This is a genomic window from Heliomarina sp., from assembly GCF_052826185.1.
On sequence record NZ_JBRBUI010000055.1, the window covers coordinates 197232 to 218128 of the forward strand.

The following is a 20897-nucleotide window of genomic DNA, read 5'->3' on the forward strand; positions in this document are numbered from 1 at the left end:
ACATGTAACCATTTCCACCCAGAGTTGTGGTTAACAATCCGTGAAAATTCGCGAGCAATTACCATGATCTCAGGAACCGGGATATGACTAAGGACTTTCCCGAATTATCGCTCCCGCGATGGGTTCCGGATTATGCGGCACGATATCTCCAACATACAGAGAATGGGAAATCGATCCGGGATATTGCACGAGAGGAAGGCTGCCATGCTTCGACAATTCTCCGCCAGATACGGAGAACGGAGAGTCGCAGAGATGATCCTCTTGTGGATTCAGCCCTGTCAATGCTTGCGAGCACATACTGTTGCTCGGCGCCGGTCGCATCGACCGCTGGTGAATGGTGCGGATCAAGAACGAGGAATACGATCAAAATGCAAGCCAATCCAGTCAGTGCCACGAGTTTGCCAGATACGCGCAAACTACAAACAGAAGCGGTTCGTATCTTGCGTCGCCTATGCGAAAGCGGTGCCGTTCTTGCGGTGGCCGAGAATATGGAAAAAGCGGTTGTCGTCCGAGATGATGACAGCGGCTCAAGTACGCGGACAGCTGTGGTGGATAATGGAATTGCTCAGGCCATGGCACTCAAGGACTGGATTGCGTGCACTGCCCCGGGTCGGATCAGCCGATACTATATCACCGCCACAGGAAGAACAGCATTAAGCCAGATGTTGGCAGAGCAGGAAAACAGGGTACGGAGTGCGAGGGAACTCGGTTTCCAGGACGAGCAACGACCATTTTCATATCGCGGGAGCCAATGGGACGAAACAGACGAAGAGGACGGCACCGGCCAACGACACAAACGGGTTCGATACAATATGACGGAAAGCCCGCTTGTGGCGCTTGCGAGACGGCGGGACAGGAATGGAAAGCCATTCTTGAACGACAGTTTAGTGCGGGCAGGGGAAAGACTTCGTGAAGATTTTGAACTGGCTCAGATGGGACCAAAGCTGGGGCAGAACTGGGATAGTTTTCTTACCGGTGGCGCCAAGTCAGAGCTGATGGATAGTGGCGAGAGCTCAATGAGTACTGCATTGGCGCGCGAGCGCGTGGTTAAGGCGCTTTCCGATCTGGGTCCTGGACTGAGCGACGTCGCACTGCGTTGCTGCTGCTATCTGGAAGGCTTGGAAACAGCGGAGAAACGGCTTGGTTGGTCGGCAAGGTCGGGGAAGATCGTGCTACGGATCGCATTACAGAGACTACGTCGGCATTATGAAACGCAAAGCGGTCCGGATCAGATGATTGGGTAAGGCTATAAGGCAATCTTGCGCTCCTTTCTCATATCGATTAGGTGAGATTATGGCTTTTACCATTCGTCAACTTACCTATTTCAAGGCACTGGCCGAGCAGCGCAACTTTGGTCGGGCTGCCGAGGCGTGCAATATTTCACAACCTGCGCTCTCGGTTCAGATCAAAACGCTCGAAAGCGAAATGGGCGGGGAGCTGGTCGAAAGGCGGGCTCGCGATGTTTTGTTGACACCTCTGGGCCGCGAAGTTCTCGCGTTAAGTCTGGAAGTTCTCGGAGCTACCGAGCAGTTGGAACGTTTGTCCCGGGAGCGGAGCGGAAGCCGCCGATCCTTGTCGCTCGGTCTAATACCGACCATCGCGCCTTATTTGCTGCCAGGCGTGCTCGCCGCCTTGCGGGCAGGAGATCTGTCTTTGGCAGTTCAGGTTCGCGAAGCTCGTACAGAACAACTTCTGGCGTCTTTGGTTGCGGGGGAACTCGACGTTGCCGTTGTCGCTTTGCCGGTTGATACGAGTGGGTTGATCGAAACGCCGCTGTTCCAAGACAGGTTCTTGCTGGCCGGTTCCGAGGCGCGGCTCACACGTTTTGAAACAGACAGCCCTATGCTTAAACCGGAAACACTGGAGCCTTCTCAGCTGATGTTGTTGGAAGACGGTCATTGTCTGACGGATCAAGCGCTCGAAGTTTGTGGTAAGGATCGAAATAGCGCCGGGATCAACATGGGTGCTTCCTCCCTTGGCACCTTGTCCCGACTGGTCGCGGCAGGGTTTGGTTACACGTTAATGCCGGAACTTGCAGCGCGGGATGAATGTATCGCTGCGCCCGGCCTTTGCCTGCGGCGTTTCCCCGAAGATGAACCTTCGCGCACGATAGGACTCGTGCGCAGGGATTCGATGCCGGTAGACAGCTGGTTCGATGAACTCGCGGAACTTATTCGAGCCGAAGGGAACAAAATTGTCAACTCAAGCCGGCAATCGGAAAACCCGAGAATTGCAGTTTAGCCCTTTTCTGCTGCTTTGACTGCGGCAGTCGCCTTTTTCTTTATTTTCTCGACTTCAAGCTTGAAAGCGTTGATCGAATTTATCGTGTCTTCGATGTCTTTTTTATTGGGAGACTTGCCAATTTCCTTAAACTGCTTTTTCTGCGCGCTTTGGAAATCGTCGTTAAGTTTTGACAGGCTCACCAGCATGGCTTCACCTTTGTCCATGTCAGTTCTCGCGAACTCCACGTTAATCTTCGAGTCTTTGATCGCTTCTTCAAATGCGTTCATGGCGCTTTTATGAAGCGCGTTGGCGTTCTTTTCACCTTTTTTTCGGCCCGCATCTTCAAGAATTTTAGGAAGCGCAGCAGGCGCGTTTTTCCCTGCTTCCTTCTTGATGATGACTTCCATGGTCTTTTCCTCTTTCGAGGCATAGAATAGTTCAGGCATCTTTAGGGTGCCGTAAATCGCATTGATCTGCTCGAGCATCTTCATGTGGTCCTGAGCATCCTTCATTGTCGCCTTGATATTCTTTTTGGCGGCTTCGGGTTCTTTGCTCTGTTTGACGCTTTTCGCAACGGCACCATACTGCTTTGTCAGATCGTCATAATGTTTCTTGGCAGCATCGGAATAACTTTTCAGCGTTTTGACCTGGTCTTTGTGCGCCGTCGTTGCTTTGACCCAACTTTTGTAAGCGGATGAGAAATCTGGATCTTTCAACAGACTAGACAGTTTGTCGGCCTTGGCGCCGTTCTGTTGAGCTTTCTTGATGGCCTTGCGAACCAGTGTTTCCTCATCCCAAGCCTTGTTGAGATCCGCGATTAACTGTTTCTTTAGCTTTTGGCCCTCGGAAGGCTTAAGGGATTTCGTGCTTTGCTGGATTTTCTTGAAGCTCTTCTGGAAATCATCCCATTCCTTCACCATAAGTCGCCCTTCCATACAAAAATCGTCGCGCCCCGGCGACCAGATTACAGAAATTCAGCCATGCTCCTAGCATCTTTGTCTTAAAGTGACTGTGAAACAGGTCACTTATCGATTGTTGACCGCCGCGGGCACTGGCACTTCAAGCGATGGGGGACTATGTTGCAGTGAGATATTGGACTGAAACCCGAAGGAATTCGTTCCGTGCGCGATCTCAAGATACCTGCCCAGCGTCACCCGGAAAAAGCGCGTCGTCCCGATAACGCTCAGCCAAAGAAACCCAGCTGGATTCGTGTGAAGGCACCCGGCGGGAAGGGCTATGCCGATACCGCTCGAATCATGCGTGAAAACAAGCTGGTAACGGTTTGCGAAGAAGCGGGTTGCCCGAATGTCGGCGAATGCTGGTCGCAGGGCCATGCCACGATGATGATTATGGGCGAGGTGTGCACAAGGGCTTGTACCTTCTGCAACATTGCCACAGGCAAGCCCCCGGAAGATCTTGATGCGTTCGAGCCGGGTAGGGTAGCTCATGCCGTTGAGAAACTTGGGTTAAACCACGTCGTGATAACCTCGGTTGACCGTGACGACATCGAGGACGGCGGGGCAGAGCATTTTGCCCAAACGATTCGCGCTGTACGTCACCGCAGCCCGTCAACCACGATAGAAATTTTGACGCCTGACTTCATTCGTTGCGATGCGTCCGCGCTTGAAAAGGTCGTCGAAGCCCGACCAGATGTGTTCAATCACAATCTGGAAACTGTGCCGGGCCTGTACCCAGAGGTGCGGCCAGGCGCCCGCTACTTTCATTCACTGCGTTTGTTGCAGCGGGTGAAAGAACTGGACCCATCAATGTTTACCAAATCTGGTATCATGGTCGGCTTGGGAGAAGAAAAACAGGCTGTCATGCAGGTCATGGACGATATGCGCGCCGCGGATATCGATTTCTTGACGATCGGTCAGTACCTTCAACCTACGCCCAAACACCATGGCATTGATCGTTTCGTGACACCTGAAGAGTTCTCCGCGTATGAAAAGGCGGCGATCGGCAAAGGCTTTCTCATGGTGTCTGCGACGCCGCTGACGCGATCCAGCTACCATGCCGGCGAGGACTTTGCGCGACTGCGCGCGGCCCGAGAGGTTAAACTCGGACTAGCCTGAGGCCCGTTCGATGTTTCAGGGGATGGCCTTTATGTAAGCCGCAATCGCGGCGCGGTCCTCTTCTGACAGTTGAGAGGTGTTCGCAATTACAGCCGCCATTTCGCCGCCGGCGCTGTCGTAGTCCGGGGTGAAACCGGTTTCGAGGTAATAGGCGATGTCATCCGCTTCCCAATTTAGCTGGCCGGGCGCGAGACCGGGTATGCGTCCTTCGCCGGATGGATTTTCCGCGCCCTCGAGCCAGCGCGTATCATCCAACGCGCCGAAAACATTCCGTGGGGTGTGACACTCTCCGCAATGGCCAAGCGCCTCGACCAAATAACGGCCTCGCTCCAACTGCGCGCCTTCGACCGAGACAATCCAGTCATCCGTCAAAAACAGGCGTTTCCATAAACCAACAGAGCGACGTATCGTGACTGGAAACGGCAATTCATGCGGCTGGCTCTGGGTTTCAGATGAGGGCAGTGTGTCCAGGAAGGCCTTCAGGTCAACTACATCCTGCAGGGAAATCCTCGTGTAAGTCCCATAAGGAAACGACGGGTAATAATGGCTGCCAACCGGCGACAGTCCCCGTATAAGTGCATTGGCCAGATCCAGATCCGACCAGCCGCCGATGCCATTCGCCGATGGTGAAATGTTCGGAGAGATAAAGGTCCCGAACGGGCTGTTGATACGGTAGCCGCCTGCGAGCACCAGCTTTTCTTCGCCTTCGCTGTTTGGCGCCGCATGGCATGAAGAACACCCTCCGGCCCAGAATACATTCTCTCCTCGTGCCGGATCGCCGGTAAGTCCCGCGACGGCGTCTGCATTCAAGGGTTCAGGTCGGGATAGGAACCATGCGACTGCAGCAGCGATAACTGCAAAAAATACGAAGAAACGAAGCAATTTTCGCATGGTAACCTCTTACAGGAATGCCCGGGCAATCTGATTGCTGCTCGGGCAAAGTTTTTATTGATGCGGGTGTTCAGTCTTTCTGGCGATATAATTCATGGCAGCCGCCGCACGCTTTACCTACAGGTTGCATAGCTCCGCGCAATTCTTCGATTCCCGAGCCAGCGGCCGATTCCATTGCAGCAGTCGCGTCCACCAGTTCCTTGGCATGATCCATGACCTTACTGTCAGCTTCCCAAATTGCGGGCAGGGCATCTGTTTCATCTCCAAGCGCATCGAGTCCGCTGCCCGGAATCCACATAGCCATCTGGTTCATCGAAGCGAGTGTGTGGAGATTCGTTGCTGCAGCTTGCGCAGATTCCGCATCATATTCGACTGCGCCTTTGGCCATCCCGCCAAGCAGACCAAGGTTGAAAGCGTATAGTTCCATAAGAGATTGACGGGCTTCAGCGGCTTTTTCTGCTACTTCGTCAGCGTGAAGGACGCTTGAGGAAGCAATCATCGTTGCACCTGCAATACCGGCAATAAGAAAGTTTTTAAAAGTCATTCGGGGTCTCCTAAGCTTGATCACCTTGCGGGAGTATACACGCTTGTTACGACGTTGAAATTGCACAGTCCTGTTAACGGGGTGCATTAACAACGGCCACTTAGTAAACCGACGTTATATGCGTTTTCTGAAATGTGACGGTAATCTTGAGCTGCTTCCGGTATGGCCAACCAAACAGGCGTTTGATTGCGAAACTTGAGTGGCAAGTCGCTGAATAGTGGGGCTTTCCCGAAAGTTAAGGTCACAAGTTCTCGCGAAAGTGTGAAGGGAGCGCCAAAAGCGAGTTGGTCCTCACGACAATCATATCCTGGCGTAAAGCTACTCGGTGAAGCGGACTTTACCGATATAAGGCAAATTCCTGTTCCGTTGAGCAAAGTCGATACCGTATCCTACGACGAACTCATCCGGTATTTCGAATCCGATCCAGTCGGCACGAAAATCAACCTCCCGACGGCTGGGCTTATCCAAGAGTGCGATAGATCTCAAATGCGCCGGTTTGCGGCTTTTGAGCAGGGCGATCACATGGTTGAGCGTGTGGCCGGTGTCAACGATATCCTCGACCACGAGTACATCGCGTCCTTCGATCGCGGCTCGCAAGTCTTTCAGGATGCGAACTTCCCGACTCGATTCCATCCCATCGCCATATGAAGAGGCTTCGAGAAAGTCGACTTCAATGGGCAGATCGAGTTCCCGAACAAGGTCAGCAATAAAGATGAAGCTGCCGCGTAAGAGGCCGACAACAACAAGCTTATCCGTATTTCGGAACTCCCGGCGGATATCCCGGCAGAGGGATTCGATTCGAGCGGCGATGGCCTTGGCAGAGATCAACTCGTCGATGACATATGTCTTGTCCGGCATCGGTTTTTCCTTCGTGGTTCTGAACAATCTGCCAAAATGGTCCAGACTGTCATGCCAAATGAATTGGTTGCCGGCAACGTCGATTGAAAATTTGCAATTGTTACGGAATTGTGGCGTTGTTGCTGTATAAATGCCGTAATTGAACTAACTTTTTAACGCTATCCTTCAAAAGGTCAGATTCGTGACGCAAATCGCTGCAAACAATCTTGGTATCGATCCTTGGCGAGCCGTCCTAGCCAGCGCTCCGGTACATGGTGCTGTACTTCAGCATGGCTCAGCTGAGATCACTGAACGGGCTTCGCGCGTAGCAGCACCTTCGGAAACTTCGCCAGATCATTCGGCTACCAAAAAGGTGTTAGCGATATCTCGGCCCACTCCCTTGGAGCGCACCGAAAACAACCGGCAAGCGCTTCGGGAAGCAGCCCGTGAAGAAGATGGTTACACGTTCAGCGACAAAGCTCTGGCACGTGACCTTGCGCTTTCCATTGACGGCCATATGCCGCTGCTGATGTTGCTTAGCGGAATGCGCGATTTTGCCGTCAGGCCACTTCTTCCGACGCCCACGGCCAGTCAGTGGCAAACAAAAGACAATGGCACCGAAGGCACTGTTTCGCCTGTTGGTCGTTTGGATCTACTCACCTGATTTACCGCGACTGACTGATGCTTGGGTTGATCTTGGGCCTGTTTCATAGGAGAGACGGGAAAGTTCCGGAATCCAGATCAAAGATAACATGCCCAGCCACGCCGAGACACGATTTCTCCCTTATTCCAGCCAGCAGATGTACGATCTGGTCGCTGATGTGGGCCAATACCCCGAGTTTCTACCTTGGTGCGCGGCTGCGCGTATCCGCGAAACGATACCAAAAGAGGAAGCCACGATTCTTGAGGCCGACCTTGTTATCAGCTTCAAGGTCTTCCGCGAGAAGTTCGGAAGCCGCGTGACCCTGTGGCACGACAAGCGAAAGATCGATACGGAATATTTGGACGGGCCTTTTCGGTATCTCAAATCCGAATGGCGGTTTGAAGACGTCGAGGGCGGTTGCAACGTTCACTTCAACGTGGATTTCGAGTTCAAGAACGCGATCCTGCAACGCGTCATTGGGCTCGTTTTCAACGAAGCCATGCAACGCATCGTGCGCGCTTTCGAAAATCGCGCCGACGCCTTGTATGGGTGATATCGGCAGCTATTGGCGTGTAAACCTTTAGCAATATCTGTGGTTCTAACGCTTCTTCGCTAGAGCGAGTTCTGTAAGTCGAGAAGAGCTTTTTGCAGAAGTTCCAACGCATGATCTCGGGCTGCTTCTCTTACATTCGTTCGCCCCAATGCGCCAAACTCGACCGTTTCTGTGGAAGTCGTGTGGCCATCGACGGCCAGCCCGAAACAGACGCGGCCCTCTGGTTTGTGCTCGGAGCCTCCAGGCCCAGCGATACCTGTGATTGATACGGATAGTTGTGCTTGAGACGCTCTCAAAGCGCCGTCTGCCAATTCCCGTGCGACTTCTTCCGAGACCGCGCCGAATTGTTCGATTGTGTTACCGCTAACTTGGAGCATATCCGCTTTGGCAGCATTCGAATACGTCACATAACCCCGATCGAATACGTCCGAAGATCCGGGAAGATCGGTCAAGGCGGACGCAACCATACCGCCGGTACAGCTTTCCGCAGTAGCGATCATGATGTTTGACCGCCTCGCCAGTTCTAAAACCTCCTCTGCGCTCATACACCGATCACTCCGTGTGCCAGACCAGCCAAAATTACAACACCTATGGCAGCGAGGATCCCGGCGATGACATCATCAAGCATGACGCCAAAAGGGTCGTGGCGACGGTCCGCCCAGCCAACCGGGCCCGGCTTCCAAATGTCGAAGAGACGGAACAACAGAAACGCGGCGATCCAGCCGGGCCAAAAGGCCATGATCGGCATACCAATGGAACTGGCCGAGTAGGACAGCGGCAGCAGCGCGATCGCCTGTCCAACGAGTTCGTCAATCACAACCTCTGAAGGGTCTGAATTGTTCTGCGCCTCTGTGATCTGACGGGTCGCCCATAGTCCAATAACAAAAGATATGAGAATGCAGGCCAAGACGAGCGGAAAGCCACCAATCATGTGAAGAAGCCAGACCAACAAGAGAGTGAAAGCCGAGCCCCAAGTGCCGGGTGCGGGTTTCAGGTATCCAACACCAAAGACGGTGCCTATTGTTTGCGCAAGCTTGTTCATTTTGCCACCAGTGTTGCCGTTGCCATCGCGGCGATGCCTTCACCTCGACCTGTAAAGCCAAGCTGTTCCGACGTTGTCGCCTTGACCGACACGACATCTAGCGAAGTGTCCATGATCCGCGCCAGCGCGTTGCGCATATCTTCTGCATGCGGGCCGATCTTTGGCTGCTCGCAGATAAGCGTGCAGTCAACGTTTCCTATTGCCCAGCCCAATTTGCCAGCAAGCTCAACCGCATGGCGAAGGAAAATGTCGCTGGAGGCACCTTTCCATTGCGGGTCACTTGGCGGGAAATGTTGCCCGATGTCGCCTTTCGCGAGCGCGCCGTAGATCGCATCGGTAATGGCATGCATGCCAACATCAGCGTCCGAATGGCCCTGCAAGGAACGGTCGTGAGGAACACGCACACCACACAAGGTCACATGATCGCCGGGACCGAACCTATGAACGTCAAATCCGTTTCCCAACCTGACCATCCGCTGTGCTCCTAATATTTTTGCCGCTTTTTCAAAGTCCTGCGGCATTGTCACTTTCAGATTTTCATCGTCGCCAGCAACTATCGCCACGTCAATATTTGCTGCCCGCGCCACGGTGACGTCATCCGGTGCCGTGCCATCGCCATGTGACTTATGCGCTTCGAGAATTCGGCAAAAGGAAAATCCCTGCGGCGTTTGCGCGCGATAAAGATCAGTTCGGTCTCGGGTCCCAGACACCAAACCTTCTTGCCCCGTCCAGAGGGCGTCAATGACTGGCAGGGCAGGCGCAGCACCTTCGTGCGTTTCGAGCGCATAGATAACACGCTCTATCAGCGCGGATGACACACAAGGCCGGGCGGCATCATGGATAAGAACCTTGTCAGGTTCAAAGGAGGCCAGTGCCTCAAGCCCGTTCCTGACCGAGATCGAGCGCTCCGAACCACCCATTGCGACGATATATCCGGCATTCCTGTACCGATCTGCCTTTTCGGTCTCCCCAGGGCTCAAGACCAATGCAATTCGGTCAATTTTAGGGTTCGCGTCAAACGCCTTTAATGTGTGATCCAAAACCGATATCCCGGCGATCGTTTGCCACTGCTTTGCGACTGAACCACCAGCTCGCGTTCCGCGACCAGCGGCGACGATAAGAGCGGCAATGCGCATGAGATAACTCCGGATTTCCAAGAATATTGGTCAGACTATATGGTGTTTATGTTGGGATGCGACACGGCGCAATTGCCCGACGTCTTTTGATTAAAAAATAGGCGAACACGGAGCCAATCTCACTAAGATCGAGCGGTTTCGTTGTTCAATTGCAGCGATCTCGATAGAAACGGTTCAAGTGCACAAGGTTTAGGCATGTGACGTTCAAACTCGCAAATAAAACGCTTTCTTCTCCGGTCCTTCTGGCGCCTATGGCTGGAATCACCGACCGACCGTTCCGTGATTTGGTTGCGAAATTCGGGGCCGGGATGGTGGTCAGTGAAATGGTGGCAAGCCAGGAAATGGTTCAATCCAAACCCGGTGTTCGCGAACGCGCCGAGCTGAGCGCGGACATCGAAAACACCGCTGTGCAACTTGCAGGTCGTGAGACCTATTGGATGGCAGAAGCTGCTCGGCAGGTGGCTGGTTTCGGCGCTAAAGTGATCGATATCAATATGGGCTGTCCCGCCAAGAAGGTTACCAGCGGTGAATCCGGTTCGGCATTGATGAAAACCCCGGACCATGCATTGCGATTGATCGAAGCCGTCGTCGAAGCGGTGGATGTACCCGTGACTTTAAAGACCCGACTTGGTTGGGATTCAAGTTCCCTGAACGCGGCGCATATTGCCAAACGGGCGCAGGATGCCGGCGTTGCCATGATCACGATACATGGCAGAACGAGGTGCCAGTTCTACAAGGGTACAGCCGACTGGACCGCTATACGTGACGTTGTGAATGCAGTGGATGTGCCTGTTGTTGCGAATGGAGATATCGTCGATTTCGGTTCAGCCAGAACGGCCTTGGCGAAATCCGGCGCGGATGGTGTGATGATCGGGAGGGGGGCGCAGGGCCGACCTTGGGTTCTGGCCGAAGTTACACATTCGCTTGGTGGGACCGCCGGCCCCGTGATTCCGACGGGAACCGATTTGGTCGATCTCGTTTCGGATCACTACCAATCCATGATTGGTTTCTACGGTCGCACCCTCGGTGTTCGCGTGGCAAGAAAGCATCTCGGCTGGTATATGGACCACGCTGGAACACGCACCGATCTGCGGCGAATGGTTCTGACCGAGCAGGATCCCGAGAGTGTCGTGAACTTGCTAGGCGATGCTCTGACAACACCAGCCAAGGTAGCTGCATGATACCGGAAAATGCGATCTGGGCTTCCTTGCCGGTGCCTGCCTTTGTTATCGATCAGAACAACAATATCCAGGATGTAAACAGCGCCGGAGAGGGGTTTCTTAACGCCTCGTCCAAGACCGTGACGGGGCAGTCGGTTTGGAGCCAGATAAGGGTTGATACCCCGATTGAAGAGGCGTTTGACAAGGCGCGTGACAAGAGCACCGCTCTATTCGTCAATGATGTCGATGTAGGCTGCGGAAGCCGGGCGCCACTTCAATGTGCGCTGCAAATTGCGCCGCTGATCGGGCAAGAAGGGTGTATGATACTAATGATCACCCCGCGGGAACTTGCAGGACGGATGACACAAAGCCATTCGGTCAAGTCCGCCGCGCAATCGGCAATCGGGATGGCTGAGATGCTCGCGCATGAAATAAAGAACCCCTTGGCAGGCATTACCGGAGCGGCGCAGCTGCTCAGCATGAATTTGTCTTCGGAAGATCTTGAACTCACAGATCTTATCGTCGCAGAAAGCCGCAGGATCGTGAAACTGCTCGAGCAAGTGGAGCAGTTCGGCAATCTAAGCGAACCTGACCGAAAGCCGGTCAATATCCACGACGTTCTGGACCGGGCACGACGTTCCGCATTGCTCGGGTTCGGTGCGCATATGAAGATCATAGAAGATTACGATCCGTCCTTGCCGCTGGCCTATGGCGATCCGGATCAATTGCTGCAGGTTGTTCTGAACCTCCTGAAAAACGCGTCGGAAGCCGCCGATCCCAAAGGTGGAACCATCAGGATCCACTCGTATTTCGAGCACTCCTTTCGATTGCGGCGTAGCGATGGAAGCGGACAGTCGCTGCCGCTTCAGGTGGAAATTATCGATGATGGGCCCGGATTGCCGGAAAAGATCAAAGACGACGTCTTCGATCCTTTCGTATCCGGGCGCGAAAACGGCACCGGGCTCGGTCTGGCGCTCGTCAGCAAAATCATATCGGACCACGATGGCTGGATCTCGGTGACGTCAGTCCCGGGACGCACTGTGTTCCGTCTTTCTCTTCCGCGCGTGCCGCGGGGAGCGTCAAACTAGGAGAGTAACCAATGGATGGCACAGTACTGGTAGCCGACGATGACCGCACGATCCGTACGGTTCTTACGCAGGCACTGACGCGGGCGGGATGCAAGGTCCACGCCACCAGTTCACTGACGACGCTTATGCGTTGGGTAGGCGAAGGCAAAGGCGACGTTGTTATTTCCGATGTGGTCATGCCCGATGGCAACGGTTTAGAAATGCTCCCCAAGATCGCGATAGACCGTCCCGGTCTGCCGGTAATTGTCATCTCCGCGCAGAATACGATTATGACAGCGATTCAGGCTGCCGAAGCGGAAGCCTACGATTACCTGCCAAAGCCTTTTGATCTTCCTGACCTGATGAAACGGACGGCGCGCGCGCTTGAGCTCAAGAGGCATTCGGGTAGCAGCGCCATTCAAGCGCCGGAAGATGATCGGCCGGACGACCTGCCGCTGGTGGGACGTACAAAGGTAATGCAAGCCTTGTACCGGCTGGTCGCGCGCGTAATGAATACGGATCTACCGGTTCTCATCTCTGGTGAAAGCGGCACCGGAAAATCGCTGATCGCGCGGGCGATACATGATTTCTCGGATCGTCGCACTCTGCCGTTCATCACGATAACAGGCGCGGACCTGCAGGATATCGAGGGGCCGGCCCGTGTGCTCGCACGGGTCAAGGGCGGGACACTTCTGATCGACGAGATCGCCGATATAGACGATGAAATTCAGGCTCGGATCGTTCGGATGATGGATGCGCCAGGTGATCACCTTCCAAGGTTCATGGCAACCAGTCAGAACAACCTGAATTCCGCGATGGAAGCCGGTCAGGTCCGTCAGGATCTTTACTACCGGTTGAGTGGCGCGACGATTCACGTGCCAAGTCTTCGCGAACGTGTCGATGACGTTCCGTTGCTCGCTCAACATTTTCTCGCGCGCGCCGAACGGGAAGGTTCGCAGAAACGTTGGCTCTCGGCCGAATCCGAAGAATTGTTCCGCGCGTACAGCTGGCCGGGTAACGTGCGACAGCTTGAGAATGCGATTCGCCGACTGGTTCTGACGAGCCGCTCTGATGAGATTGCCCGGCAGGAGGTTGAACAGGTTCTCGGAAGCCAACCGGAAATGGAACCTGTGCTTGGTGGAGGGGATACCGAAAAACTGGCTTCCTCTGTTGCACGGCACCTCCGTCGTTATTTTGACCTGCACGGGAATATGCTCCCACCTCCGGGGCTTTACACGCGGATCTTAAAGGAAGTTGAGACGCCTCTGATCGAGATTGCTCTTGAAGCGACTGGCGGAAATCAGGCGAAATGTGCCGATTTGCTTGGCATCAACCGCAATACCCTGCGCAAGAAAATATCTGACTTAGATATACAGGTGACACGGCGCCGCAAATTGATGTAAAATCGTCACAGAAGCGTGGCATCCCGGTATATGCGCCGGGCGAGACTACGACATTTGGCGGTTCGTTGCGAAAGCGACACATCAGGTGAGGGCAGCGGGTGGTATCCCGGTCACAAAGATCTCCTTTAATGGCGCTCAACAGATGGCGTCGGACCAAGCGTGCCCAGAACATTGCCACGCTGGGCCTTGTTGTTCTTGGCCCGCTTCTTGCATTTGTAACTTCGCTATCATTGGGGTCGATCGATCGCGGGCCGACGAATGATGCGCTGCGCGCGATTCTGCTGGCGGACCTCATCTATATTCTGGTGGTGGCCGCGCTTGTCCTTGGCCAGGTTGGGCGCATCATCGCAGCCCGTCGGGCAAAATCCGCGGGATCGCGCCTTCATCTGAGATTGATCGGGGTGTTTGCGCTTCTCGCTCTTATTCCCACGGTGACTGTTGCTGTCTTTGCCGCGTTGACGATCAACATGGGGCTGGAAGGCTGGTTTTCCGACCGCGTGAGTCGCGTTGTCGGTTCGTCGCTTGCTGCGGCCCAAGCCTACGAGGAAGAGCAACGCGAGGATCTTCAGCAGGACGCGCAGGCCTTGGGGCGCTTCCTGGATAACAGCCGCCGTCTGACAGTTTTCATGAGCGACGCGGAACTGCGGCAGGTCCTAAGTCAGGCGCAGCCGCAGATTCAAAGGGGCCTGAAAGAGGCCTATGTCGTCGACGGAACCGGCGAAATACGTTCCCGGGGCGAAGGTTCGTATCTATTCAATTTCGAACAACCGACGGAAGAAGACATTCAGCAGGCGCGGGATACCGGGCTCAAGATTATTCAGGACTGGGACAACAACGAATTCCGGGCGCTCGTACGGTTGAACGGCTTTGTCGACCGGTTCCTCTATGTGAGCAGAGACGTCGATGGGCAGATTCTTAATCTGCTGGACGAGACCAAGGAAACGATCAGGCTATATCAGCAACTCGAAAGCGAACGCGGCCGTGTGGTCTTCGAGTTCGGCGTCCTTTACCTTGGTTTTGCGGTCATCCTTATCCTTGCGGCCATTTGGCTTGGCCTATGGTTCGCGGAACGGCTTTCTCGCCCGGTCGGTCGTCTTACAATGGCAGCTCAACAGGTCGGGGCAGGGGATCTCGATATTCGTGTGATCGAAGACGAAAGCGATGACGAGATTGGAATGCTTGGCCGCTACTTCAATCAGATGACACGGCAGTTGAAAGGTCAGCGCGATACGCTTCTCGATAACAACCGGCAGATCGAACGGCGCAGAAGGCTGTTCGATTCAGTCCTATCCTCGGTGACTTCCGGTGTCGTTGGCCTCGACCCTGAGGGCCGCGTTACTTTTGTGAACCGATCAGCAGAAAGGCTGCTGGCATGGTCCGGTGAAGAACAGCTTGTCGCTCTCTCGGTCGGTGTGCCCGAATTTGGCGAGCTCTTTGAGACCCTCATCCAAAGCGGCCAGGAGGTCGTTCAGGGCGAGGTCAAAGTTTCGCGCGGCGGCCGCCTTGAAAACCTGCTTGTTCGCATGTCTACGCGGCGCAAGGATGATGGCAGCCTTGAAGGCTACGTGGTCGCGTTTGACGATGTAACGGATCTGGTGAGCGCCCAAAGGATGGCAGCCTGGGGCGACGTTGCACGACGCATTGCACACGAAATCAAAAATCCGCTTACGCCCATCCAACTTTCTGCCGAGCGCATTAAACGCAAGTTCTCGCCGCTGGTAGGGGACGATAGTGATCGGCTCGAAGCGATGACGGACGTTATCGTTCGGCAGACTGGCGATTTGCGCCGCATCGTCGATGAATTCTCAAAATTCGCAAGGATGCCCGAACCGGAACGCAGGGCCGAGGATTTAACCGCCCTCGTCAGAGATGCAGTCTTGCTTCAGCACACAGGGCAACCAGACGTCAAGATTGACGCTGATCTTCCGTCGCAGCCTATGATGGCGGAGATAGATTCTACGATGCTGTCGCAGGCGTTGACTAATCTTATCAAGAACGCGGGCGAAGCTATTGAAACCCGTATCGAAAAAATGGGTTCAGAAGGCATCGAGCCTGAGATACGGGTTGCGTTGTCTCAGGATGACCGCGGGATAGAAATTTCAGTGGCTGACAATGGTATTGGCTTGCCGGAGGACCGGGCCAAGCTCTTCGAACCCTACGTGACGACCCGGGATGCCGGGACCGGCCTTGGGTTGCCAATCGTCAAGAAGATCATCGAGGAACACGGCGGCACACTTGCCTTGCAAGATGCCCCGGTTTTCGCGGGCCAGAACCATTACGGAGCAATGGCCGTTATCAGGCTGCCCAAGGGGGTAGTTGGAAATGAGGCGAATTCACCCGGTGCGCCGGGTGGGGCGGTAAATTAGAAAAAGAAGCAGGAATGACATGACAGATATTCTGATTGTTGACGACGAGCGCGATATTCGCGAACTGGTGTCGGATATTCTAGAAGACGAAGGATACGCAACGCGTCTGGCAGGCAACTCGGACGACTGTATGAACGCGATCAATACAGAACCGCCCGCACTTCTCATCCTCGATATCTGGCTGAAAGACAGCCGCATGGATGGGATCGATATACTCAAGACCGTCAAACGGGACAATCCGGACGTGCCCGTGGTAATCATCTCCGGGCACGGTAATATCGAAATTGCGGTCGCCGCCATCAAGCAGGGCGCTTACGACTTTATCGAAAAGCCTTTCAACATCGATCAGTTGATGGTCGTCATCCGTCGGGCAATGGAAGCCTCGCGTCTCCGGCGTGAAAACAGTTCGCTGAAACGTCGCGAAGTGACCAACGCCGAAATGATCGGTCAAAGCGCGGCTTTCCGGACATTGATCAGCCAGTTGGACAAGGTCACAAAATCGAACGGGCGGGTGATGTTGACCGGTCCTGCCGGGGCGGGCAAGGAAATCGCCGCACGGTACGTTCACGCGCAATCGAACCGCGCGAACGGCCCGTTTGTCACGGTTAACTGTGCAGGCGTTGAACCTGATCGCGTCGAGGAAGTTCTTTTCGGTCGCGAGACGCCCGAGCGCGGCATCGAACCCGGCTTGCTCGAGGAAGCGCACGGCGGGGTGGTTTATTTCGACGAAGTTAGCGACATGCCTGTTGGAACTCAGTCAAAGATCCTTCGGGTTCTGGTAGAACAACAGTTTCAGCGCGTGGGCGGCTCGGACAAGGTGCGCGTAGACCTTCGCGTGATTTCGAGCACGAACAAGGATCTGGAAGCCGAAATTCAGGCGGGCCGGTTCCGGCAGGAATTGTATCACCGTCTGAATGTCGTTCCGATTGCTGTCCCGTCGCTGGCAGAACGTCGCGAAGATATTCCTGTATTGGCAGAGCACTTTATTGCAAATTGCAACGCGACACAGGGCTTGCCGTTACGACCTCTGACTGAAGAGTCGGTTGCGCTAATGCAGACGATGACGTGGCCGGGCAATGTGCGCCAGCTCAAAAACCTGATTGAACGCGTCTTGATCCTCGGCGAAGGCAGTGGTCCGATCGAAGCGCGCGAGTTGCCTAGCGAAGAGGAAAAAGGTGATGACGAAGGGCGCGTCGTGCTTTCAGGCTCTCTCGCCACCCTGCCATTGCGTGAAGCGAGGGAAGCTTTCGAACGTGAATATCTACTGACTCAGATTAACCGGTTCGGTGGAAACATCAGTCGAACCGCGTCGTTCGTTGGCATGGAACGGAGTGCGTTACACAGAAAACTGAAGTCGCTGGGCGTGGTCACGTCGAACAAGTCCGGGGCGCGTTTCGCTCACGTCGATGAAAACAGTGTTGAGGCTGCTGAATAGCAGCCTCACCTATTCCTGCGGAGAGGATATGGGCGTGACGATCTGAAACTGATCGTCATTGTACCGGATCATGCAACTGGCCTCGGTCAAGGCGGGCAGGCTCTTTGTGGCAGCCGGAGGTGTAGCATTCTGAACCGCCTGCGAACAGCGAGGAATGCTGACCTGCTGGTAGCCCTTTCTTTGCATACATTGATCCAGAACTCGTTGCCGAAGTCCCGCGTTCACATCGACTGTATAGATATCACCACGCACCCAATAGCCAGGCCGTGTGTAGCAACTGCCTGCCGAGTTGCAGTAACTTCTGGACGGAATGAATATCGGCGGATCACGCCGGATCTGATTGGCAACCGGGGCATCGCGAAGGGCGGAAACCTCGCAATTCGTGTGATCCGTATCCAACCGTGAAACGGCCACGCCCGGTTGGTAATACATTGAAACAGGACCGCATCCCGATAACACTGCACAGGCAGCTACCACTTTGAGCACTTTCTTCATGTGTCTATAATGCCTCTCAAATTCATGTGTGACAATTGAATTGACCGTGTTTGGACCTTCTGTCATGCAAAGGTTTCTGTGACTGACCGGGCCAAAGGGCGATAGGGTATGAAAGTCATCATATGCGGGGCAGGACAGGTTGGCTGGCAGATTGCGCGCCACCTCTCGGGCGAGCGCAACGATGTTACCGTCGTAGACAATAACCCGGATCTGGTCCGAAGGGCGACCGACACGCTTGATGTTCAGGGCATCGCAGGCTTTGCTAGCTATCCGGATGTCCTTGAACGGGCAGGGGCTCGGGATGCTGACATGATCATTGCGGCAACTCACTCTGACGAAGTCAACATGGTGACCTGCCAAGTTGCTCATTCGGTGTTTTCGATAAACCGAAAAATCGCTCGGCTTCGGGCGCAGTCCTATCTCACAGCCATCTATTCCGATCTATACCGTCGGGACCACCTGCCCATTGATGTCGTGATTTCACCGGAACGAGAAGTCGCGGCCGCCGCGATGCAACGACTTTCAGCACCGGCTGCGTTTGATACCGAAACCTTTATGGACGGAAAGGCGCAGCTTCTCGGGATTTCGATTCAGGAGGATTGCCCGGTCGTCAACACACCGCTGCGTCAATTAACCGACCTTTTCTCAACCCTGCGCGCCATTGTCGTCGGCATTCGCCGTGACAAGCGGCTCTTTGCACCCGAGCCGAATGATCAGCTTTTTGTCGGGGATGAATGCTATGTCTTCGCTCAGGTCGACGATGTCTCTCGTACTCTGGAAGTGTTCGGCAAAAGTCAGAAGAAACAAGATCGTATCGTGATTGTAGGAGGCGGGAACGTCGGGCTTACTGTCGCGCGTGCGATGGAGGACAGACAGGGTCGCGTGCGCGCCAAGATGATTGAGAAGAACCGCGCAAATGCTGAACGCGCGGCCGAATCCTTGGAAAGGACTATCGTTCTGCACGGCGATGGCATGGACCGGGCATTGCTAAGCGAAGCCGGGATTTCGAGGGCCGATGCTATGTTGGCCATTACCGACGACGACCGAACCAACATGCTTGCTGCTGTGCGCGCCAAGGCCGAAGGGTGTCCGTTCGTAATCGCATTGATCAACGACCCAACTCTTGTGCCATTGATGGGACCATTGGGTATTGATGCGTATATCAACCCGCGGGCCACGACGGTTAGCTCAATCCTCAGACATATCCGGCATGGCCGCGTGCGACAGGTTTATTCCATCGGAGATGCCGAAGCCGAGGTCATCGAAGCCGAGGTCATGTCAACCTCTCCCATGGCTGGTCAGGCGATCCGGGACATCGATTTCCCGGAGGGCGTTCTATTGGGGGCCGTTTTGCGTGACGGCGAGTTGCGTCGCCCGACTGGCAATCTCCGCATCGAGGCGGGAGATGTCGTCTCGATTTTCGCCATGACCGCGGACGTGCCCGAAGTCGAGAGACTGCTTCAGGTCTCAATCGACTTCTTCTAGACGATGCGCACCCAGGCCGCCCCGAACTTTCTGTTGCGTCTGCCTCTGTTCCTGCTGATCTGGGGAATCGCAGCCATTGCAATGTTCATCCCTGCCTCGCACGCGGTCGTGCTGGACAATCACCCTGCATCGCGATCCTTCTTTTACGCGGGGTTACTTGGTCTGATTGCAGTCACGTTGATAGGTCTGGCCGTAGGCGGGAAAGAATCCCGTCACAGCCCGATCAGCCAGTTGTTGTCCTTGCTTGCGACTTTTGTACTGCTCCCGATCTATCTGGCCGTTCCGATGCATGACGCGCTCGGAACGGTAAGTTTCCTCGACGCCTACATGGACATGGTCAGTGCGCTGACGACGACGGGTGCGGAAATGTTCAACAGCCCGTTTGACCGGCTACCATCTTCCGTTCATCTCTGGCGTGCCGAAGTCGGCTGGCTCGGGGGGCTACTTATGTGGATCGCGGCATCGGCGATCCTTGCTCCGCTCAGCCTTGGCGGATTCGAAGTGACTGCCCAAGGGGAGCCCGGCCGAGGTATCGGCCAGCGCGAGGTTTTAAGAGCGGAGCCCCGGCAACGTCTCGTAAGGGTGACACTGACCCTCGCACCGATTTACGCTGGTTTGACGGCAGCCATATGGATTTTGTTGCTCACCTTGGGGGAAAGGTCACTGCCAGCCCTGTGTCACGCCATGTCCATCATGGCGACGTCGGGTATTTCGCCGGTCGGTGGCATGGAAGGCGCACAGGCTGGCATCGCGGGCGAAATGATCCTTTTTCTGTTCATGTTCTTTGCTCTATCGCGATTGACCTTTTCGGCTGATACGGTGCTTCGAGGATATGCCCGTCTCGACCGTGACCCGGAATTTCGTGTTGGCATGTTGATCGTGTTGGTCGTGCCGGTTCTGCTGTTTCTGCGTCACTGGTGGGGGGCGCTCGACAGCAACGCGGGGGAAGATACGGTTTCGGCTCTCGCAGCGTTCTGGGGCGCAATGTTCACCGTCATGAGCTACCTCACGACGACAGGGTTTGAATCGGCGAACTGGGAAGGCGCAAGAGCGTGGTCCGGACTTCCGACCCCGGGCTTGATTCTCATGGGGCTAGCCCTAGTCGGTGGCGGTGTCGCCACGACGGCTGGCGGCGTCAAATTGCTTAGAGTTTATGCACTCTATCTCAACGGTCTTCGCGAAATGGAACGTCTCGTTCACCCCCATTCAATCAGTCGCGAAAGGGGAAGTAGCAAGCGCATCCAGAAGGACGGCGCCTTCATCGCGTGGATTTTCTTCATGCTCTTTGCTTTGTCCTTTTCACTGATTCTCGTGATTCTGGCGGGGCTTGGGGTCGAATTTGAACAGGCTTTGGTGCTCAGCATCGCAGCGCTTTCGACCACAGGTCCCTTGATTCAAAGTGCATCAGACGTGCCGATCAGCCTTATCGACTTGAATAACGGTGCAAAAGGCGTGCTTTGTGCGGCGATGGTCCTTGGCCGATTGGAAACGCTGGCAATCGTGGCGCTCCTGACCCCTGATTTGTGGCGCCGCTGAGCGCGA

General features: G+C 54.8%; 19 protein-coding genes. 12 read left to right on the forward strand and 7 right to left on the reverse strand.

The features are described from left to right. Nucleotides 1-83: 83 nt before the first annotated feature. The gene (locus tag ACU0FH_RS23845; protein WP_446197178.1) at nt 84-1244 is read left to right on the forward strand and encodes a DUF6456 domain-containing protein; all 1161 of its coding nucleotides are present in this window, start codon (nt 84-86) and stop codon (nt 1242-1244) included. 49 nt (nt 1245-1293) lie between these two features. Continuing rightward, complete coding sequence (locus tag ACU0FH_RS23850; RefSeq protein ID WP_446197179.1) at nt 1294-2241, forward strand: LysR substrate-binding domain-containing protein; 948 nt, start codon at nt 1294-1296, stop codon at nt 2239-2241. Here the strand turns inward: ACU0FH_RS23850 and ACU0FH_RS23855 are convergent. After that, on the reverse strand, nt 2238-3143 hold the full coding sequence (locus ACU0FH_RS23855; protein ID WP_446197180.1) for a hypothetical protein: 906 nt from the start codon (nt 3141-3143) through the stop codon (nt 2238-2240). The two genes, ACU0FH_RS23850 and ACU0FH_RS23855, sit on opposite strands and share 4 nt — an antisense overlap. Nucleotides 3144-3344: 201 nt before the next feature. Here ACU0FH_RS23855 and lipA point away from each other — a divergent pair, with 201 nt between their 5' ends. Next, nucleotides 3345-4298 (forward strand): lipoyl synthase, encoded by a 954-nt coding sequence (gene lipA, locus ACU0FH_RS23860; protein ID WP_238371394.1) that lies wholly within the window; start codon nt 3345-3347, stop codon nt 4296-4298. 15 nt (nt 4299-4313) lie between these two features. Here the strand turns inward: lipA and ACU0FH_RS23865 are convergent, their stop codons facing one another. The 3 genes from ACU0FH_RS23865 to hpt form a co-directional block, all read right to left on the reverse strand. Next, nucleotides 4314-5189 (reverse strand): c-type cytochrome, encoded by an 876-nt coding sequence (locus ACU0FH_RS23865; protein WP_446197181.1) that lies wholly within the window; start codon nt 5187-5189, stop codon nt 4314-4316. A 70-nt stretch (nt 5190-5259) separates the two neighbouring features. Continuing rightward, a complete protein-coding gene (locus ACU0FH_RS23870) occupies nt 5260-5733 on the reverse strand; it encodes a c-type cytochrome (protein ID WP_446197182.1) in 474 nt (157 codons plus the stop codon). A 318-nt stretch (nt 5734-6051) separates the two neighbouring features. Beyond that, a complete protein-coding gene (gene hpt, locus ACU0FH_RS23875) occupies nt 6052-6591 on the reverse strand; it encodes a hypoxanthine phosphoribosyltransferase (protein ID WP_238371391.1) in 540 nt (179 codons plus the stop codon). Nucleotides 6592-6970: 379 nt separating this feature from the next. Here hpt and ACU0FH_RS23880 point away from each other — a divergent pair, with 379 nt between their 5' ends. Beyond that, nucleotides 6971-7234 (forward strand): hypothetical protein, encoded by a 264-nt coding sequence (locus ACU0FH_RS23880; protein WP_446197183.1) that lies wholly within the window; start codon nt 6971-6973, stop codon nt 7232-7234. Between the two features lie 88 nt (nt 7235-7322). Beyond that, the gene (locus tag ACU0FH_RS23885) at nt 7323-7766 is read left to right on the forward strand and encodes a type II toxin-antitoxin system RatA family toxin (RefSeq protein ID WP_446197184.1); all 444 of its coding nucleotides are present in this window, start codon (nt 7323-7325) and stop codon (nt 7764-7766) included. Between the two features lie 59 nt (nt 7767-7825). On the opposite strand, the gene ACU0FH_RS23890 is transcribed toward ACU0FH_RS23885, so the two are convergent. Genes ACU0FH_RS23890 through ACU0FH_RS23900 form a run of 3 tightly spaced genes read right to left on the reverse strand, consistent with a single transcriptional unit; the run spans nt 7826 to nt 9944 of the window. Then, nucleotides 7826-8311 carry a CinA family protein gene (locus ACU0FH_RS23890; RefSeq protein WP_446197185.1) on the reverse strand — a complete coding sequence of 162 codons (486 nt, stop codon included), beginning with the start codon at nt 8309-8311 and terminating at the stop codon, nt 7826-7828. After that, a complete protein-coding gene (locus ACU0FH_RS23895) occupies nt 8308-8808 on the reverse strand; it encodes a phosphatidylglycerophosphatase A family protein (protein WP_446197186.1) in 501 nt (166 codons plus the stop codon). Before ACU0FH_RS23895 ends, ACU0FH_RS23890 begins: the two co-directional genes overlap by 4 nt. Then, nucleotides 8805-9944 (reverse strand): bifunctional 2-C-methyl-D-erythritol 4-phosphate cytidylyltransferase/2-C-methyl-D-erythritol 2,4-cyclodiphosphate synthase, encoded by a 1140-nt coding sequence (locus tag ACU0FH_RS23900; protein ID WP_446197187.1) that lies wholly within the window; start codon nt 9942-9944, stop codon nt 8805-8807. Before ACU0FH_RS23900 ends, ACU0FH_RS23895 begins: the two co-directional genes overlap by 4 nt. Before the next feature lie 251 nt (nt 9945-10195). Between ACU0FH_RS23900 and dusB the strand changes: the two genes are divergently transcribed. The 7 genes from dusB to ACU0FH_RS23935 all read left to right on the forward strand — a co-directional run bounded on the left by dusB (nt 10196) and on the right by ACU0FH_RS23935 (nt 20891). After that, the gene (dusB, locus tag ACU0FH_RS23905; RefSeq protein ID WP_446197280.1) at nt 10196-11125 is read left to right on the forward strand and encodes a tRNA dihydrouridine synthase DusB; all 930 of its coding nucleotides are present in this window, start codon (nt 10196-10198) and stop codon (nt 11123-11125) included. Next, complete coding sequence (locus ACU0FH_RS23910; RefSeq protein ID WP_446197188.1) at nt 11122-12192, forward strand: two-component system sensor histidine kinase NtrB; 1071 nt, start codon at nt 11122-11124, stop codon at nt 12190-12192. Before dusB ends, ACU0FH_RS23910 begins: the two co-directional genes overlap by 4 nt. 11 nt (nt 12193-12203) lie before the next feature. Next, the gene (locus tag ACU0FH_RS23915; RefSeq protein ID WP_446197189.1) at nt 12204-13574 is read left to right on the forward strand and encodes a response regulator; all 1371 of its coding nucleotides are present in this window, start codon (nt 12204-12206) and stop codon (nt 13572-13574) included. A gap of 128 nt (nt 13575-13702) precedes the next feature. Next, a complete protein-coding gene (locus ACU0FH_RS23920; RefSeq protein ID WP_446197190.1) occupies nt 13703-15940 on the forward strand; it encodes an ATP-binding protein in 2238 nt (745 codons plus the stop codon). A gap of 19 nt (nt 15941-15959) precedes the next feature. Next, nucleotides 15960-17375 carry a nitrogen assimilation response regulator NtrX gene (gene ntrX / locus ACU0FH_RS23925; RefSeq protein WP_446197191.1) on the forward strand — a complete coding sequence of 472 codons (1416 nt, stop codon included), beginning with the start codon at nt 15960-15962 and terminating at the stop codon, nt 17373-17375. A 603-nt stretch (nt 17376-17978) separates the two neighbouring features. Beyond that, entirely contained in the window at nt 17979-19355 is a 1377-nt protein-coding gene (gene trkA / locus ACU0FH_RS23930) for a Trk system potassium transporter TrkA (RefSeq protein ID WP_238371380.1), read from the forward strand. 3 nt (nt 19356-19358) lie between these two features. Continuing rightward, nucleotides 19359-20891, forward strand: a complete 1533-nt coding sequence (locus ACU0FH_RS23935; RefSeq protein WP_446197192.1) for a TrkH family potassium uptake protein — start codon at nt 19359-19361, stop codon at nt 20889-20891. Nucleotides 20892-20897: the final 6 nt, after the last annotated feature.

Excerpts from the sequence above, each read along its gene's own strand:
- ACU0FH_RS23845 (WP_446197178.1), top strand. The coding sequence starts at position 84 with ATGACTAAGGACTTTCCCGAATTATCGCTCCCGCGATGGGTTCCGGAT.
- ACU0FH_RS23850 (WP_446197179.1), top strand. The coding sequence starts at position 1,294 with ATGGCTTTTACCATTCGTCAACTTACCTATTTCAAGGCACTGGCCGAG.
- ACU0FH_RS23855 (WP_446197180.1), bottom strand. The coding sequence starts at position 3,143 with ATGGTGAAGGAATGGGATGATTTCCAGAAGAGCTTCAAGAAAATCCAG.
- ACU0FH_RS23865 (WP_446197181.1), bottom strand. The coding sequence starts at position 5,189 with ATGCGAAAATTGCTTCGTTTCTTCGTATTTTTTGCAGTTATCGCTGCT.
- ACU0FH_RS23870 (WP_446197182.1), bottom strand. The coding sequence starts at position 5,733 with ATGACTTTTAAAAACTTTCTTATTGCCGGTATTGCAGGTGCAACGATG.
- hpt (WP_238371391.1), bottom strand. The coding sequence starts at position 6,591 with ATGCCGGACAAGACATATGTCATCGACGAGTTGATCTCTGCCAAGGCC.
- ACU0FH_RS23885 (WP_446197184.1), top strand. The coding sequence starts at position 7,323 with ATGCCCAGCCACGCCGAGACACGATTTCTCCCTTATTCCAGCCAGCAG.
- ACU0FH_RS23890 (WP_446197185.1), bottom strand. The coding sequence starts at position 8,311 with ATGAGCGCAGAGGAGGTTTTAGAACTGGCGAGGCGGTCAAACATCATG.
- ACU0FH_RS23895 (WP_446197186.1), bottom strand. The coding sequence starts at position 8,808 with ATGAACAAGCTTGCGCAAACAATAGGCACCGTCTTTGGTGTTGGATAC.
- ACU0FH_RS23900 (WP_446197187.1), bottom strand. The coding sequence starts at position 9,944 with ATGCGCATTGCCGCTCTTATCGTCGCCGCTGGTCGCGGAACGCGAGCT.
- dusB (WP_446197280.1), top strand. The coding sequence starts at position 10,196 with ATGGCTGGAATCACCGACCGACCGTTCCGTGATTTGGTTGCGAAATTC.
- ACU0FH_RS23910 (WP_446197188.1), top strand. The coding sequence starts at position 11,122 with ATGATACCGGAAAATGCGATCTGGGCTTCCTTGCCGGTGCCTGCCTTT.
- ACU0FH_RS23915 (WP_446197189.1), top strand. The coding sequence starts at position 12,204 with ATGGATGGCACAGTACTGGTAGCCGACGATGACCGCACGATCCGTACG.
- ACU0FH_RS23920 (WP_446197190.1), top strand. The coding sequence starts at position 13,703 with ATGGCGCTCAACAGATGGCGTCGGACCAAGCGTGCCCAGAACATTGCC.
- ntrX (WP_446197191.1), top strand. The coding sequence starts at position 15,960 with ATGACAGATATTCTGATTGTTGACGACGAGCGCGATATTCGCGAACTG.
- trkA (WP_238371380.1), top strand. The coding sequence starts at position 17,979 with ATGAAAGTCATCATATGCGGGGCAGGACAGGTTGGCTGGCAGATTGCG.
- ACU0FH_RS23935 (WP_446197192.1), top strand. The coding sequence starts at position 19,359 with ATGCGCACCCAGGCCGCCCCGAACTTTCTGTTGCGTCTGCCTCTGTTC.